Genomic DNA, 14,656 nt, shown 5'->3' with positions numbered 1-14,656 from the left:
CAACGCGTTGGGCTGGGAAAATGAGCGAAGGAACGGTCCAACTATAGATCCTGCAGACAGCCGGGCCGGCAAAACGCCTTATGCAGCCTCCTCACTTCGAGGCGCTGCAAAAACGCGCTGTCGGCCTAGAAGGCTGGTGATGAAAGGAACAGGTGGCTTCACCACCTTGTTTCTCAAATTGAGAAACTCTGTGGTATCAGCTTCTCGTTTCACGTCATCTGACGTCAACTACGGGCGATCGCTGTTTTTCACCAACCTTCTAGTCGGGCCCTAAAAAAGCCGTCCCCAATATCGGGAGCGGCTTTTTTGTATTCGGCTTCTATTGTTTATGCGACGGACTTCCGTACCGGTTGTTGTTCTCCGGTGTCGGATCTTTTTGGATGTCCCATTCTTTGGCAATTTCTTCGCGATTGTTTGGGTATTTATTTTTCCGTTTCCGATTGTCGTTTCGGTTCGTCACCGTCTGTCACCCCCTTGCCGTTTGCCATTAGCTTGCTCGTTTTTCGGCCGCATAAACGAGGCATACATACTTTCGCCGTTAGTAAGCTACGCTACTTGGTAGGAGGTGTAAAACGAATGGCGAAACTGCCCGATTTTAAACAGCTGAACGACCGGTTGATCAATGAGCCGTCCGATGAGCCGATGCTGGTGATTAAAACGAACCTTGATCCGGATCGCGTCACGGAAGAGAATCCGTATGCGGAAGGCAAAACGAACGTCAGTCGGACGTTTGCTTCTTTTTTTGAAGGGGGCGAACCTTGATGGAACAAACGCTCGCCTATTTGCGGGAAATTTTGTCTAACTACTTGGATAGCCACGATGACACACCAAAACGCATCTACAAAAAGCTAATCAGCAAACCGTACCGGGGCGAGGGGGAGTTTGTCCGCGACTTGACGCAAGAGGAGAGCGCCTTTTTGGATCGCATTTTGCCCCATGAAATCCGCTACGCGATGGATGAGCGCGATTATGAGCGCGTCTATCAGCTGAATGAAGTGTACGAGCTGCTTATTTAACGGCGTGAAAGCCGCCCCCGACCGCGCAGGGGAGCGGCTTTCTCATTTTTTAAACGTGCTGAGCAGCCCTTTTAACATGCCGTTCACTTGGTTGACCGTATTGATCATCTGCCCCATCGTACTCATCATTTTGTTAATATCATACGTCCCGTCGTTGTTTTTAAACTGGGCAAGAAAAGACGGGCGCGGCGGCGGCAGCAGCGGCCCCGGCTTCGGGTACGGCGTCGGGTGCGAAGGCATAGCGGCATGGAATGGCGAAGCGTAGGACCAGTGAGCGGTCGCGGACGGAATGTATGAAGGCCAATGGTCGTAATAAGGCCAATGACCGCCTAGACTGTATGGCCCATGAACGGGCGGCGGCGAAACCGGGCGCGGATAGCGGTACATGTTCGTTCTCCCCCATTTTTGATCGTCGATTTCCCCCTCGTAGGCAAAGGGGGTAGGCTGCCACTAGTATATGTGCCAATACCTAGCGGCGTGCGCGTGGACATGTCATCTCTTGTCGGAAGTTTTAATTTTCGGAAATCGCTTTTCCCCCGTATTTTCATGGTACGATGTAAAAAAGGGGAAGGGGGAAAAGCATCGATGAGCATTGCTGAATTGAAACATAAGTTCATGGCGGTCAAACATTGCGAACCGGCTGAGGCGAACGAACTGCTCGATTTTGCCCGCCGCCTTTATTTGCGCGGGGAGATTTCGCTCGCCGAGTACCGCGACTTAGTGCGCGAATTGGAAAAGGCCGGCGCCTGTCAGCCGGATGAAGCAGGAGAATACGCCGGACTTTAGGCCTCGAGGGAGCTTTTCCCTTCTTTTTTTTGCATATTTCCCGCCCAAACGCCCCATCGTAATATAAAGGGGGTGTTGTGCAATGGGCCGAGGCGTGCATTTTAACCATAAGCTGAAAGGCCATGACCACGAAAAACCGAAACATGGAGAACCGGTACCGCCGAAACATACCGAACGGGTCGAATATGAAATCAACACCGTCGCCACCGCTGAGAGCGGCCCTGTTTCGATCACAACCGGAAAAGACACATAAGGCAAAAAAGCTGTCTCCCTCAGCAAAGGAGACAGCTTTTTGATTATCGGGTCAAAACACCGCTCTTTTTCGCCCTAGCTTGTTTCGCCAAGCCGCTTCTTGACAAGGGCGAGCGTGTACGCAACGGCCTGGCTGTACTGTTTGATGCGGTGCTCTGGGACGGACGGATAAAATGCCTCCACGCTCCATTTTGCCATCTGATCGACCGCCGCTTCAATTTGCCGCTCGTGAACGTATTTCGGCTGCGCTTGGCGAATCCAGCGGAAAGCGGCCGCTTTCCACCGTTCGGCGACCGCCTGCACTTCCTCCGCGAACGGTTTGACTTCGGCAAAAAAGTCGGGCTCTTGATTCCGCGCGCGGGCGCGCCGGGCGATCGCCGGCAGCCGTTCATTGTACTCATGAAGCTGTTCCGTCAGCGCTTTCAGCTCTTCTTCCATGACGGCCTCCTTGCGTATAGCGATGAACTTAGTTTCGTGTAAGCGCAGGTCTGAAATGCCCGTGAGCGGTTTGACGCCGTTTGTCTATGTTTCATCATATCATAGCGGCATGCTTACGCCAAATACAGTTTCGATGAAAGCCGCAGCTCGGCTTCCCCTCTCCTCCCGTCAAGCCGCTGTTCTACACCGGCGATTCGCCCTTCGAGCTGCCCGAGCTGCTCTTTATTTTGCGCATAACGTTCTTCAATCACATCAGCAATGACTTTTTCCATTTTGGCATCCACTTGCTCAATGAGCGCGACAATTTCCTCAAGCTGCTTTTCAATTTCTTCTTTTTTGACCAGCCGTTTTCCCATTCCTTCTCCCCCATTTCTGGCATGATGATATTCCATTCGCGGCGGGAAGAACAACTCCCTGCCGCAGCGACAAAAGTAGAACAGATTCGGCAAAGAAAGCGGGAAGCGGCCGCCATTCGACAACGATGGCAGCGGGCGTCCCGTTGGAAAAGAAAAAGGGCGCATATTGCTTGGGCGTATGGTATAATAAAAACCATTCAAAGGAGATGAACGCGATGGCACTCAAATACCCGGGCGGAAAAGAGTATCGCGGAAACAAGCCGAGCGCGGCGCGCCAGCCGATGGCGGCCGATTACGCCAACCGCGGCATGACGCTCGAAGAAGACTTAAACGCGACGAATGAATATTACCGGGAGCACGGCATCGCCGTCATCCATAAAAAACCGACCCCGGTGCAAATCGTCCGCGTCGACTACCCGAAACGGAGCGCCGCTGTCATTAAAGAGGCGTACTTCCGACAGGCGTCAACGACCGACTACAACGGCGTCTACCGCGGCAAATACATCGACTTTGAAGCGAAGGAAACAAGGAACAAAACGGCGTTTCCGCTGAAAAATTTCCATGCCCACCAAATCCGCCATATGGAACAAGTCATTGCCCATGGCGGCATTTGCTTTGCCATTTTGCGCTTTTCTGCGCTGAATGAAACGTACTTGCTTGATGCCTCCCATTTAATCGCCTGCTGGAACGAACAAGAAGCCGGCGGGCGGAAGTCGATTCCGAAACGGGAGATCGAGCGGTGCGGGCATTACATCCCGCTTGGCTACCAGCCGAGAATTGATTATATTAGTGTAGTAGAAAACGTGTACTTCACCGTGCAAGGTGAAAACTTGTAAGAAAGGCAGGATTTGCTTATGTCTGGTGAATATCGTTCTCGTTTGGAACGAAAGCAGGCAGCGAAACAGGCGAAACAAAAGAAAGCGAAAAAGAAAAAAGGAGCATCGTGGTTGAAAACGATCGCCATTGCCATATTGCTTATGATCGCCATCGGAGCAGCGGGCGGCGTAGCGGCGTTCGCCTACTTCGTCAAGGACGCCCCCCCGCTCGATGAAGCAAAGATTAAAGACCCGCTCTCTTCAACCGTATACGATATGAACAGGAAAAAAGTCGCCGAACTTGGCGGTTACAAGCGAACGTACATTTCATATAAAGACGTGCCGAAAGTGCTCGAAAACGCGGTGTTGGCAACAGAAGACGCCCGCTTTTACGAACATCACGGCATCGATATCGTCCGCTTGGCTGGCGCTGTCGTCGCCAATATTCAAGAAGGATTCGGGGCGGAAGGCGGCAGCACGATCACCCAGCAGGTGGTGAAAATGACGTTCCTGTCATCGAAAAAAACGCTAGAACGGAAAGCGCAAGAAGCGTGGCTCGCCCTGCAGCTTGAGCAAAAATATTCCAAGCATGAAATTTTAGAAATGTACTTGAACAAAATTTATTATTCGGACGGCATTTACGGCGTCGCTCGGGCAGCGGAATATTACTTCGGCAAGACGAATTTAAAAGAGTTGACGCTCCCGGAAGCGGCGCTCTTAGCCGGCATGCCGCAAAGCCCGAACCGATACAATCCGTACGATCAACCGGAGGCGGCGAAAAAACGGCGCGATACCGTTTTATCGCTCATGGCGAAACACGGCTTCATCAGCCAAGAAGAGGCGGAGAAGGCGAAACAAGTGCCGATCAAATCGATGCTTGCTGAACGGAAAAAACCGCAAAGCTCCGTGCCGTATGACGCCTTTATTGACGAAGTGATCAAAGAAGTGACCGACAAAGCGAACGTCAACGTCTTTGAAGACGGATTGAAAATTTACACAACGCTTGATCAAGAGGCACAGTCGTACGTCGAAAACTTATTAAACTCGAAGCAATACTTTACTAATAAAAAAGACTTGCAGTCGGCCATCGCCCTCGTCGATACGAAAACAGGCGCCATTCGCGCCTTAGGCGGCGGGCGCAACCGCGATGACGTCGAGTTCGGCTTCAACTATGCCATTCAGCCGGTCGGCCAGCCCGGCTCGGCGATTAAACCGATTTTGGATTACGGTCCAGCGATCGAATATTTAAAATGGTCAACAGCGCACATTCTTGTTGACGAGCCGTATACGTATTCGGACGGCACGCCGATCCGCAACGCCGGCGGGGGATATATGGGGCCGATCACCTTGCGGACGGCACTGGCAAAATCACGCAACATCCCGGCGTTAAAAACGTTCCAAGCCGTCGGCAAAGAACGGGCGATGGAGTTTGCCAATCGTCTTGGGATGGGCTTTAGTGAAGTATATGAGCCATATGCGATCGGGGGAGTATCCAACTATGTGTCACCGTTGCAAATGGCCGGGGCCTACACCGCCTTTGGCAACAACGGGATTTACACAAAGCCGTATGCCGTGACGAAAATCGTCTTCCCAGACGGCACGGAAATGGATTTGCAGCCAAAGCCGAAACGGGTGATGCACGACTATACCGCTTATATGATCACCGATGTGCTGAAAACGGTCATCCGCTCCGGAACCGGCGTGTTGGCTAATGTCCCAGGGCTTGAGCTCGCGGGCAAAACAGGAACGACAAACTACGGCGAAGACGGCGCCAAATTTGGCCTCCAAAGAGACGATGTGCCGGACAGCTGGATTGTCGGCTATACGCCAAACTATACGGCGGCCATTTGGGTCGGCTTCAGCAAGCGAAGCAGCACGGCAAAGCTTAGTATAGAGGAACAAAAAATCCCGAAATACTTGTTGAAAAACTTAATGTCCCATATCGATGACGGCAGCGGAAGCTTCAAGCAGCCGGAGAGCGTCGTCAGACTGCCGATTAAAAAAGGCACAAATCCGCCGAAACTTGCCGGCAAATACACGCCGGAAAGCGAAATTACGTATGAATTGTTCGTGCGCGGCACTGAGCCGACGGAGACGGCGAACGACGCGCCGGAAGAACTGCCGGCGGTGAAAGGGTTGACCGCTGTGTACGACCAAGCGGCGAACGCCATCGCGGTTTCGTGGTCATACGATGAGCAAACCGATGAGACGATCTTCGAGGTGCGCGTCAAAGATGGCCAAGGTCAAACGAATACGATCACCACAAAAGACCGTTCGATCACGATTTCCAATCCGACGCCAGGATGGACGTACACAATCGCCGTGTACGCAAAAGACGGCGAACGAATGAGCAAACCGGCCATAGCCAGCGTTCATGTCCCCGGCGGAGAAGATCAAACTCCCGCGCCACAACAACCGGGGGATGACAGCCAAGGCAGCGGCGGGCAAAACGGCGGCACCGATCAAGGCAACAGCGGGAATAACGGAAACGAAAACGGTCAGGGAAACAACAATGAACAAAACGGCGGCGCAAGCGGCGGACAAGAAAATGGCAACAGCGGCGGGGCCAACCAAAACAATGGCCAAACGGATGGAACAAACAACCAAGGAACGAACAACAGCGGCCAAACGAACGGAACGAACGGCGGAACAGGTGCAAACAGCGGAACGCCGCCTGTCTCCCCGCCGTAAAAAAACGGATCCGGAGCGGGTCTTGGCACCCGTCCATAACAGCTGCATTCCTAAAAAACGGATGGCTTTTGCGCCATCCGTTTTTTCATGACCGACCGGCATGCTGCTGGCCCTTCTTCACCAAGCCCTTTCGCGGTTCCGTTCACTTCTGATTTGCCGCTTTTTCCTCCCGTTTTCGCATCCGTTTTTTTCCTTCACGGCATAAATGAAGAAGAGGACATGACGGACATTGCGGAGACTGCGCCTTGCAATGGTAGCGGCCGAAAAAAATCATCCGATGGTGGGTGATCGACCATTCCTCTTTCGGAATTTTTTTCATCAGCGTTTGTTCGACTTCGAGAACGGAGTCGTTCCAGCGGCAAAAACCAAGCCGTTTGCTGACGCGCTCGACGTGCGTGTCAACGGCAATGGCCGGCACGCCAAACGCCACAGACACAACGACGTTCGCCGTCTTCCGCCCGACGCCGGGCAGCTTCATCAATTCGTCGCGGTCGCGCGGCACTTCGCCGTCATACTCCTCAATTAACATCGCGCACAGCTTTTGAATGTTTTTCGCTTTGTTCCGGTACAGGCCGATCGAACGGATGTCCTGCTCCAGCTCTTCCAGCGGCACGGCGATGTAGTCGTAAGGCGTTCGGTATTTTTCAAACAGCCGCTTCGTCACTTTATTGACGAGCGCATCGGTGCATTGCGCCGATAGGACGACCGCGATCAACAGTTCAAACGGGTTGCGGTGCACGAGCTCACAATGGGCATTCGGAAACATGTTGGCCATCTCATCCAAACAGTAGCGGATTTGCTGCTTCGTCAACACCGGCCTCCTCCTCCTTTCACAACGCTTGGTCAACTGATCGTTGGCCAAACAAAAACGAGAGACAGCGCCTCTCGTCTATGAGTCAAGCCAGTTAAAAAACGGAATCGTCTGCTGAAATTCCCCTGTCGCCTGTTTCTCCGGGCGCGCGGGCGGTTTCGGCTTGCGGAATTTTTTGCCGTAATCGTGCGCCTGTTCGATCGTCCGGATGCCGTTTTTTTTCCACTCGAACAAAATGCGGTCGATGTAGCGGAAATTCAATTTCCCTGACAGCACCGCCTCGCGCAGCGCCGCCTTAATGATGGCCGGCTCATGGCCGTCTTGGTCGATCCACATCGAGAGCGTTTCGCACTCAAATGGGGAAAGCGGACGGCCAAATTCCTGCTCAAATATCGTATACAAGCTTTCCTCTTCTTCCTGCTGGCCGATCTGCCCGTCCTTGGCGGCCTGTGCATACAAATGGTGCACCAATTGCTCCCAAAGCGGCTCCAGCGTATATTTTTCGCCGCGAACGCCGCGTTCGTCCGTATGCTCCTCGATGCCGACCATTCCTTTTTGCAGCAGCCGGCGCACCATCTCCATGCATTCCGCTGCCGGAACGGTCATTTTCTCAGCCAGCTCGGCCGGTGTCGGGAAGACGACGCCTTCTTCAAAAAACGATTGCATGTGCAAAAGCAAGACGAGCTCCCCTTCACTCAAACCGAGCCGCTTGTAATGGTTCAGCAACAGTTTCGGGACGACAACGCTTCCTTGCGCCAGCCATTCGGCCACCTTTTTCTTTTCCATGCCGATGCACCTCAACTATAGTATAACATGACACTGGCGAAAAAACCCCCTTTTTGCAGGGGGGTTTTTACGGATAGAGACGGTTGAGCAACCGCGGGAACGGGATCGTTTCGCGCACATGCTCAACGCCGCAAATCCAAGCGACGGTGCGCTCGAGGCCGAGCCCGAACCCGGAGTGAGGCACGGAACCGTATTTGCGCAAATCTAAATACCATTTATATGCTTCAAGCGGCAAATGATGCTCCTCAAGGCGCTGCTTTAGCAGCTCATAATCGTGAATGCGCTCGGAGCCGCCGATAATTTCCCCGTATCCTTCCGGCGCGATTAAATCGGCGCACAATACGACATCCGGGCGGTTCGGATCCGGCTGCATGTAAAACGGCTTTAACGATGTCGGGTAGTGAGTGATAAACACCGGCTTGTCGAAGCTTTCAGCAATGGCCGTCTCATGCGGCGCGCCGAAGTCATCGCCCCATTCGATGTCGGTAAACCCTTTGTCATGCAGCAGCTTGATCGCCTCGTCATACATCAGGCGCGGAAACGGCGGCTTAACAAGCTCGAGTTTGGCGGCATCGCGGTCAAGACGGCCAAGCTCGAGCCGGCAGCGGCTAAGCACCGACTGGACGAGATAGGAGACATACTCTTCTTGCAGCCGCAAATTGTCTTCAAATTGATAAAACGCCATTTCGGGCTCGACCATCCAAAATTCGATCAAATGGCGGCGCGTTTTCGACTTTTCGGCGCGGAACGTCGGGCCGAACGAAAACACTTTGCCGAGCGCCATGGCTGCTGCTTCCATATATAGCTGGCCGCTTTGCGATAAATACGCATCCTCATCAAAGTATTTCGTATGGAACAGCTCGGTCGTTCCTTCCGGGGCGCTGCCGGTCAAAATCGGTGCATCGACTTTGACGAAGCCGCGGTCGTTAAAAAACTCATACGTCGCCCGAATCAGCTCGTTGCGGATTTTCATGATCGCATGCTGGCGCCGCGAACGGAGCCAAAGGTGGCGATGATCCATTAAAAATTCAACACCGTGCTCTTTTGGCGTAATCGGATAATCGACCGCTTCATCGATCACCTCTAAATTCGTCACCGACAGCTCATAACCGAACGGCGAACGCTCATCGACGCGCACCGTGCCGGTCACATAAAGCGATGTTTCTTGCGTCAGCGTTTTCGCACGTTGAAACACCTCTTCTGAGACGTTCGCTTTTTCAACTACACCTTGAATAAAGCCCGTCCCATCACGCAGCTGTAAAAAGGCGATTTTTCCGCTCGAGCGCTTGTTCGCCAACCAAGCGCCGATCGTCACTTCTTGATCTACATATTGGTTCACTTCAGCAATCGTCGTTTTCACGTACCCATTCCCTCCAATAATCGACACGTCCATCATTCGCTATTATACCGTTCTGCCGAAACAGCGGCAACGGCCATGCCCCTCTTAACCGGCTCGGCACAACGATAGAAAACGGTGCGCAGCGGCCGCCGGTGAAACCCGCACACCTAGCTGTGCCTCGCGAAATACAGCGGGCGCGGAAAAAGCGGCTTTGCTTGAGGCAAAGCCGCCGCCTGTTAAGCGCGCGCTTCCATAAACCGGCGGATGCGTTCGACCGCAGTTTCGAGTGCATCGAGCGATGTCGCATATGACAAGCGAACGTTATCCGGCGCCCCAAATCCAGAGCCGGGCACAAGGGCGACTTTCGCCTCTTCGAGCAAGGCGGCGACAAACTCGTCGACCGTGCGGCAGCCGGCCATCGCGGCCGCTTTGCGCGCGTTCGGGAACAAGTAAAACGCCCCTTGCGGCTTGACGCACGTGAACCCCGGAACTTGCACGAGCTTATCGTAAATGATGTTCAGCCGCTGTTCAAACGCCTGGCGCATTTGTTCCACCGGCTCCTGCGGCCCGCTGTAAGCGGCAATGGCCGCATATTGGGCGATCGACGTCGGGTTGGACGTGCTATGGCTCGCCAAATCAGTCATCGCCTTAATGACGTCTTTCGGCCCCGCCGCATAGCCGATGCGCCAGCCCGTCATCGAATGCGACTTCGACACGCCGTTGATGATGACCGTCTGCGCCTTCAGCTCCGGCGACAACTCGGCGATTGACACATGTTTCGCCCCGCCGTAAATCAATTTTTCATAAATTTCGTCGGAAACGATCAGTACGCCATGCGTCAGGCACACCTCACCAAGCGCCTTCAACTCTTCGGCCGTGTAAATCATGCCGGTCGGGTTGCTCGGCGAGTTGATGATGACCGCCTTCGTCCGCGGCGTGATCGCCTGTTTCAGCTGCTCCGGCGTAATTTTAAAATCGTTTTGTTCAAGCCCTTCGACATAAACCGGAACGCCGCCCGCCAGCTTCACTTGTTCCGGGTAGCTCACCCAATACGGCGTCGGAATGATCACTTCGTCGCCTTCATCAAGCAACACTTGAAACAGCGTGTAAAGGGCGTGCTTCGCCCCGACACACACAATCACTTCAGCCGGCTCATAATCCAAACCTTGGTCGCGAGCGAATTTTTTGATAATTTCCGCCTTTAACGTCGGCAACCCGCCCGATGGCGTATATTTCGTATGCCCTTCGTTCATCGCCTTGATGGCGGCCTCCAGAATGTGCTGCGGCGTATTGAAATCCGGTTCACCGGCTCCGAGGCCAATCACGTCATGTCCGGCCGCTTTCAGTTCTTTTGCTTTTGCCGTAATGGCCAATGTCGCCGATGGGGTCAGCGACGCCACCCGTTTTGCCAATTTCATCGTTTCTTCCCCCTCGTATGCTCAACGTTGAAAACTATACCTCTTCAGAAACGCGCCATCCGCAAAATGGAGGTAATAAAACGAATACCTTCCTTCTGCATCAATATATGTCAACTCCCAAAGAGGCACGCCTTTTTCCATGCCAAGCGTCGCGTCAATCACTTGCCGCGGATGTCGGTCGCGCTGTAAAATGGCGCGCGCTTCCGCCTCGCTAATGCCGCTGTCCGCTCTCTTGACGACGATATCCCCCTCTTTTTCCGGCACCCAAACAACGGTGTCCGTTTCCCCCTGCTTCGTCCGGCCGATGAATACGGTGCATGCTTCCTCCCCATAATATGTATAGACTTTCTTCACGTCGACGAGTCCGGCTGCTTCCTTCGCTCGCGCGAGCGCTTTTTCCACCATGGATCGTTTTGGCGCCATCGCCTCACCGTAAATCGACCATGCCTGCCAAGTGAGAAAACTAAAAACAATGAGAGCGAACCATCCCCACTTTTTCATGGCGATCACGTCCGATAAATCGTAAAGACCGCTTGGCGTTTGTCGTTTTCATCCAAAGCAAGGCCAAACATCAAATTGTCGCGCTTCAGCGTTCGGTTCAAGCAGTCAACGATTTTGTACAAATCGTCCGAGTGCTGGATTTTGACGGTGGCGAGCACTTCAATTTTGCTTTCCATTTTCGTTGTTTCCTCCTGTGCGGCGCAAATTTTGTTACTTATACACGCCGGCGGCTCCGGCAACAATACAAATACAGTAAGATGATGATCACAGTTGCGCTTCTTCACGCCTCTGCGGCCGAGCCGGCGAAGCCAAACAGCGAGGCCGCAAGCTGCCATCGCAGTTGTGCTTCTTCCCTATTATAGCAGGTTTATCCGACCATTTCATAACAAATTTGCCCGCCTACACCACCAACGCAAATTTGCCTCTTTCCCGCCCCGCCGCGCGCGGGGCGTTTTTTGCCGACCGCCATCTTTAGATTGCACCGTTTCATTTCACTTTATGAGGACAAAACCGCTGCTTGGTGAAAGCGAACTTCCCCTTGTGCAGTCATCCCCCCTGCCCGTTTCTAAAAACGAAGCCGGTGGCTTAGCCATCCGCCTTGCTTGTGTGATCAAAGCGAAACTCCCGTCATCGAGCGCCGCCTTTTCGCCTTCCGAAAACTAGCCCGCCGTTCACCTAGCTTGTCTCATAAAAGCCAGTCGCTTGCTTTATCAAGCAGCTCGGAAAGCGCCCCCTCATATACCGAAAGCGGCGGCAGTGAAGCGAGAAAATCGGTCCCGTACGAAGCGGCGGTCAGCCGGCGATCGAGCACAAATACGGCTCCTTTGTCGCGCTCGGTGCGGATGAGGCGGCCAAATCCTTGCTTAAAGCGGAGCACCGCCTCGGGAAGTGACAACTCGTAAAACGGATCGCCGCCGGCGGCGCGAATCCGCTCACTTTTCGCCTCCATCACCGGATCGTCCGGAGGCGCAAACGGCAAGCGGGCGATAATGAGGGCATCGAGCGCTGAGTCCGGCAAATCAATCCCTTCCCAAAAGCCGCTCGTCCCAAACAGCACGGCGTGATCAAACTGCAAAAATGTCCGCAAAAGCTTTGCCGGGCTGCCGCTTTGTATCCCTTGGGCAATCAACACGAACGGCTCATCCGCTTCTTCCGTTTTCAGCGCCTCAGCCGTCATTTTCAACAGCTCATACGATGGGAACAACACAAGCGTCCGCCGGCCGACGCGCCGGGCGATCGAGAGCACGGCCGCGGCCGCCGCTTCAGCGTACGCCTCAAGCGGCACGGCGGAAACGAGCGGCAGATCCGTCGGCACAAAGAGCGCGGCTTGCTCCTCATAGCGAAATGGCGCCGGAAACGAGCGGCAGAGCGGGTAAAAATCGTCCAGGCCGAGGCGCGCCGCCATATAAGCGAACCGGCCGCGAACGGCGAGCGTCGCTGACGTCAAAATCACGCTCCGTTTTTTCATAAACAGCCGCTCAGCGAAAAAATCAGCAAGATCGACGGGCTGCGAATAAAGCCGGACCGCGTTCGCCGCTCCTTTTTCATCGGCTTCGATCCAGCGGACGGTCCCCGGCTCTGCTTCAGTCAGCAGCCGAACGAGGACATCCATTTGCCGGTTTAGCGCCACAAGGTCGGCTGCGAGCGAGGCGGACGGTGTTCCATCGTCGGTTGCAGCGGATGCCAGAAGCGGTTTTGCCTCCCCAAGCAGCGCCGCCGTCAGATCACGCAGACGCCAACATAGCTCAACGGCCGCCTGCCACGTCCGCCCGTGCTCGTCCGCCGGCGAAAAACGGCAGCGACAACGCCCGGCCCGCGCCGGCTTTTTCCGTAGCGCATAGCGGCGCAGCAAGCGAAACAGCTCGTCCCCTTCAAATTGCAGCCCTTCAAGGCGCCGCTGGCAGCGGGCGAGAACGTCTCTCGTTTCGCCTTGCTCCGCTTCCAGCCATTTCGTGATCGTTTGCGCCATTTTAGCGGTTGACAGCCGAAAGGACACATAGTCGATCCGCTCACCAAAATAACGGGCAGCGATCTCCTCAAGCCGATGCGCCTCATCAATGACGAGATAACGAAACGGCGGCAAAAGCGGCGTTGAAGCAGTCAAGTCATGAAGCAAAAACGCATGGTTCGTAATGACGAGATCGGCCTGTTCGGCCCGCCGTTTCGCCTGCGCGAAAAAATGATGCCGCCCGCCGTCCTCCTCCTCGCCGATGGCGAGCGCTGACAGCGAGAGACGGGCGCCGGACGATACGTTCAACTCATCCAAATCGCCGCTGTCTGTCTCAAGCAGCCAGACAAGCAGCTGGCATTTCAAAAGCGCCGCATCGTACGTGTCGTTCGGCTCAGGCAAAAACGAAGCGAACTTGTCAAGGGAAAGGTAGTTTTGCTTCCCTTTCAAGACGGCGACGCGGAGCGGGGCCGGCACAACTTGCCGCAGCACCGGCCAATCGCGGCGGATGAGCTGCTCTTGCAGCTGGAGCGTATGTGTGCTGATGACGACCCGTTCTTGCCGCTCGCAGGCAAAAAAGGCGGCCGGGATGAAATAGGCGAGCGACTTTCCAAGCCCGGTTCCCGCCTCAATGAGCGCATGCTGGGACGTGGATAACGCCTCATAGATGAGCTGCATCATTTCCCATTGCCCTTCACGCCGCTTGTAGCCGGGAAGCGGAAGGGGCGGCGCTTGCTCGTAAAAAGCGGCAAACGAAACCGAAGCGGGGCGCTCCTCGCCATTATCCTGCTCCGGTTTTCCGCCGCCCGGTTTTTTTAGCGCGATGCCGCGGTAGAGGGCGACCGTATTGTCCGTTGGCGCTTCTTTCTGTTTTTTAGCGATGACGACATCAAGAAGCGAGTAAATATCGCTTTTCAAATGGCGGGCAAGGCGCCGCAGCTGTTCGAGCGTCACAAGCGGAAGGCGGCTAAGTCGCCTAAGCAAAGCGATGAACAACTTGGCCGTCACTTCCGCATCGCTGTCCGCTTGATGCGGACGGTCATGGCGGAGGCCAAGCTGTTTCGCCAAGTCGCCGAGCTTATAGCTTTCCGCTGTCGGCAGCACGATGCGGGCAAGCTCGACCGTATCGATCGTCGGACCGGCAAACGGCGGCCGTCCGGCCCGTTCGAGTTCGGCTTGCAAAAACGGCAAATCAAAATCGACGTTATGGGCGACAAAATACGCGCCATCCATCATCGCTGCGATCTCCGCCGCCTTGTCGGCAAACAGCGGCGCTCCTTCCACCGTCTCTTCGTCGATGTTCGTCAGCTGTTGGATGAACAGCGGAATCGGTTGTTCCGGGTTAAAGAAGCTGGCAAATCGCTCGACGATCGAGCCGTCTTCAACGACCGCCATGCCGAGCTGGATGATCCGGTCGCCTTTTTTCGGTCCGTTTCCGGTTGTCTCTAAGTCGATAATGACAAAGCGCATTGCCATAAACGATCACCTCAAAACGAAAA

The 14,656-nt window shown here is 54.5% G+C and carries 17 protein-coding genes; 6 read left to right on the top strand and 11 right to left on the bottom strand.

Features of this window, described 5'->3' with window-relative positions:
- Positions 1 to 319: 319 nt before the first annotated feature.
- Positions 320 to 460 (bottom strand): hypothetical protein, encoded by a 141-nt coding sequence (locus GS3922_RS17805; protein WP_020960271.1) that lies wholly within the window; start codon positions 458 to 460, stop codon positions 320 to 322.
- A 116-nt stretch (positions 461 to 576) separates the two neighbouring features.
- Here GS3922_RS17805 and GS3922_RS05230 point away from each other — a divergent pair, with 116 nt between their 5' ends.
- Positions 577 to 762: a hypothetical protein gene (locus GS3922_RS05230; protein WP_063165503.1), complete on the top strand. Its 186-nt coding sequence runs from the start codon at positions 577 to 579 to the stop codon at positions 760 to 762.
- Complete coding sequence (locus tag GS3922_RS05225) at positions 762 to 1,016, top strand: sigma-G-dependent sporulation-specific acid-soluble spore protein CsgA (protein WP_063165502.1); 255 nt, start codon at positions 762 to 764, stop codon at positions 1,014 to 1,016. Before GS3922_RS05230 ends, GS3922_RS05225 begins: the two co-directional genes overlap by 1 nt.
- 42 nt (positions 1,017 to 1,058) lie before the next feature.
- Here GS3922_RS05225 and GS3922_RS05220 read toward each other — a convergent pair whose 3' ends face one another.
- Complete coding sequence (locus GS3922_RS05220; RefSeq protein ID WP_063165501.1) at positions 1,059 to 1,403, bottom strand: YppG family protein; 345 nt, start codon at positions 1,401 to 1,403, stop codon at positions 1,059 to 1,061.
- Positions 1,404 to 1,601: 198 nt separating this feature from the next.
- Between GS3922_RS05220 and GS3922_RS05215 the strand changes: the two genes are divergently transcribed.
- Both GS3922_RS05215 and GS3922_RS17800 read left to right on the top strand, forming a co-directional pair.
- The gene (locus tag GS3922_RS05215; protein ID WP_063165500.1) at positions 1,602 to 1,802 is read left to right on the top strand and encodes a YppF family protein; all 201 of its coding nucleotides are present in this window, start codon (positions 1,602 to 1,604) and stop codon (positions 1,800 to 1,802) included.
- An 82-nt stretch (positions 1,803 to 1,884) separates the two neighbouring features.
- Positions 1,885 to 2,055 carry a hypothetical protein gene (locus GS3922_RS17800; protein WP_168157873.1) on the top strand — a complete coding sequence of 57 codons (171 nt, stop codon included), beginning with the start codon at positions 1,885 to 1,887 and terminating at the stop codon, positions 2,053 to 2,055.
- A 74-nt stretch (positions 2,056 to 2,129) separates the two neighbouring features.
- Here GS3922_RS17800 and GS3922_RS05210 read toward each other — a convergent pair whose 3' ends face one another.
- Together GS3922_RS05210 and GS3922_RS05205 are read right to left on the bottom strand one after the other, a co-directional pair.
- On the bottom strand, positions 2,130 to 2,492 hold the full coding sequence (locus GS3922_RS05210; protein WP_063165499.1) for a YppE family protein: 363 nt from the start codon (positions 2,490 to 2,492) through the stop codon (positions 2,130 to 2,132).
- A 113-nt stretch (positions 2,493 to 2,605) separates the two neighbouring features.
- Positions 2,606 to 2,848, bottom strand: a complete 243-nt coding sequence (locus GS3922_RS05205) for a hypothetical protein (protein ID WP_063165498.1) — start codon at positions 2,846 to 2,848, stop codon at positions 2,606 to 2,608.
- A gap of 215 nt (positions 2,849 to 3,063) precedes the next feature.
- Here GS3922_RS05205 and recU point away from each other — a divergent pair, with 215 nt between their 5' ends.
- Positions 3,064 to 3,684: a Holliday junction resolvase RecU gene (gene recU / locus GS3922_RS05200; protein ID WP_063165497.1), complete on the top strand. Its 621-nt coding sequence runs from the start codon at positions 3,064 to 3,066 to the stop codon at positions 3,682 to 3,684.
- Between the two features lie 18 nt (positions 3,685 to 3,702).
- Entirely contained in the window at positions 3,703 to 6,354 is a 2,652-nt protein-coding gene (locus tag GS3922_RS05195) for a penicillin-binding protein 1A (protein ID WP_063165496.1), read from the top strand.
- 142 nt (positions 6,355 to 6,496) lie between these two features.
- On the opposite strand, the gene nth is transcribed toward GS3922_RS05195, so the two are convergent.
- The 7 genes from nth to dinG form a co-directional block, all read right to left on the bottom strand.
- Complete coding sequence (nth, locus tag GS3922_RS05190; protein ID WP_063165495.1) at positions 6,497 to 7,168, bottom strand: endonuclease III; 672 nt, start codon at positions 7,166 to 7,168, stop codon at positions 6,497 to 6,499.
- 75 nt (positions 7,169 to 7,243) lie between these two features.
- Positions 7,244 to 7,951, bottom strand: a complete 708-nt coding sequence (locus GS3922_RS05185; protein WP_063165494.1) for a DnaD domain-containing protein — start codon at positions 7,949 to 7,951, stop codon at positions 7,244 to 7,246.
- A 67-nt stretch (positions 7,952 to 8,018) separates the two neighbouring features.
- A complete protein-coding gene (asnS, locus tag GS3922_RS05180; RefSeq protein ID WP_063165493.1) occupies positions 8,019 to 9,311 on the bottom strand; it encodes an asparagine--tRNA ligase in 1,293 nt (430 codons plus the stop codon).
- Between the two features lie 215 nt (positions 9,312 to 9,526).
- Entirely contained in the window at positions 9,527 to 10,708 is a 1,182-nt protein-coding gene (locus GS3922_RS05175; protein ID WP_063165492.1) for a pyridoxal phosphate-dependent aminotransferase, read from the bottom strand.
- Positions 10,709 to 10,729: 21 nt separating this feature from the next.
- Positions 10,730 to 11,209 (bottom strand): cell wall elongation regulator TseB-like domain-containing protein, encoded by a 480-nt coding sequence (locus GS3922_RS05170; protein WP_063167319.1) that lies wholly within the window; start codon positions 11,207 to 11,209, stop codon positions 10,730 to 10,732.
- Positions 11,210 to 11,214: 5 nt separating this feature from the next.
- Positions 11,215 to 11,385, bottom strand: a complete 171-nt coding sequence (locus GS3922_RS17070; protein ID WP_008879583.1) for a YpmA family protein — start codon at positions 11,383 to 11,385, stop codon at positions 11,215 to 11,217.
- Between the two features lie 509 nt (positions 11,386 to 11,894).
- Positions 11,895 to 14,633, bottom strand: a complete 2,739-nt coding sequence (gene dinG / locus GS3922_RS05165) for an ATP-dependent DNA helicase DinG (RefSeq protein WP_063165491.1) — start codon at positions 14,631 to 14,633, stop codon at positions 11,895 to 11,897.
- Positions 14,634 to 14,656 lie beyond the last annotated feature (23 nt).

The organism is Geobacillus subterraneus, assembly GCF_001618685.1.
Taxonomy (GTDB): Bacteria; Bacillota; Bacilli; order Bacillales; family Anoxybacillaceae; genus Geobacillus; species Geobacillus subterraneus.
This window is presented reverse-complemented; position numbering and strand designations above follow the sequence as displayed.

What these genes read in the sequence shown, in the direction of transcription:
- GS3922_RS05230 (WP_063165503.1), top strand. Translation starts at nt 577, where the DNA reads ATGGCGAAACTGCCCGATTTTAAACAGCTGAACGACCGGTTGATCAAT.
- GS3922_RS05225 (WP_063165502.1), top strand. Translation starts at nt 762, where the DNA reads ATGGAACAAACGCTCGCCTATTTGCGGGAAATTTTGTCTAACTACTTG.
- GS3922_RS05220 (WP_063165501.1), bottom strand. Translation starts at nt 1,403, where the DNA reads ATGTACCGCTATCCGCGCCCGGTTTCGCCGCCGCCCGTTCATGGGCCA.
- GS3922_RS05215 (WP_063165500.1), top strand. Translation starts at nt 1,602, where the DNA reads ATGAGCATTGCTGAATTGAAACATAAGTTCATGGCGGTCAAACATTGC.
- GS3922_RS17800 (WP_168157873.1), top strand. Translation starts at nt 1,885, where the DNA reads ATGGGCCGAGGCGTGCATTTTAACCATAAGCTGAAAGGCCATGACCAC.
- GS3922_RS05210 (WP_063165499.1), bottom strand. Translation starts at nt 2,492, where the DNA reads ATGGAAGAAGAGCTGAAAGCGCTGACGGAACAGCTTCATGAGTACAAT.
- GS3922_RS05205 (WP_063165498.1), bottom strand. Translation starts at nt 2,848, where the DNA reads ATGGGAAAACGGCTGGTCAAAAAAGAAGAAATTGAAAAGCAGCTTGAG.
- recU (WP_063165497.1), top strand. Translation starts at nt 3,064, where the DNA reads ATGGCACTCAAATACCCGGGCGGAAAAGAGTATCGCGGAAACAAGCCG.
- GS3922_RS05195 (WP_063165496.1), top strand. Translation starts at nt 3,703, where the DNA reads ATGTCTGGTGAATATCGTTCTCGTTTGGAACGAAAGCAGGCAGCGAAA.
- GS3922_RS05185 (WP_063165494.1), bottom strand. Translation starts at nt 7,951, where the DNA reads ATGGAAAAGAAAAAGGTGGCCGAATGGCTGGCGCAAGGAAGCGTTGTC.
- GS3922_RS05175 (WP_063165492.1), bottom strand. Translation starts at nt 10,708, where the DNA reads ATGAAATTGGCAAAACGGGTGGCGTCGCTGACCCCATCGGCGACATTG.
- GS3922_RS05170 (WP_063167319.1), bottom strand. Translation starts at nt 11,209, where the DNA reads ATGAAAAAGTGGGGATGGTTCGCTCTCATTGTTTTTAGTTTTCTCACT.
- GS3922_RS17070 (WP_008879583.1), bottom strand. Translation starts at nt 11,385, where the DNA reads ATGGAAAGCAAAATTGAAGTGCTCGCCACCGTCAAAATCCAGCACTCG.
- dinG (WP_063165491.1), bottom strand. Translation starts at nt 14,633, where the DNA reads ATGGCAATGCGCTTTGTCATTATCGACTTAGAGACAACCGGAAACGGA.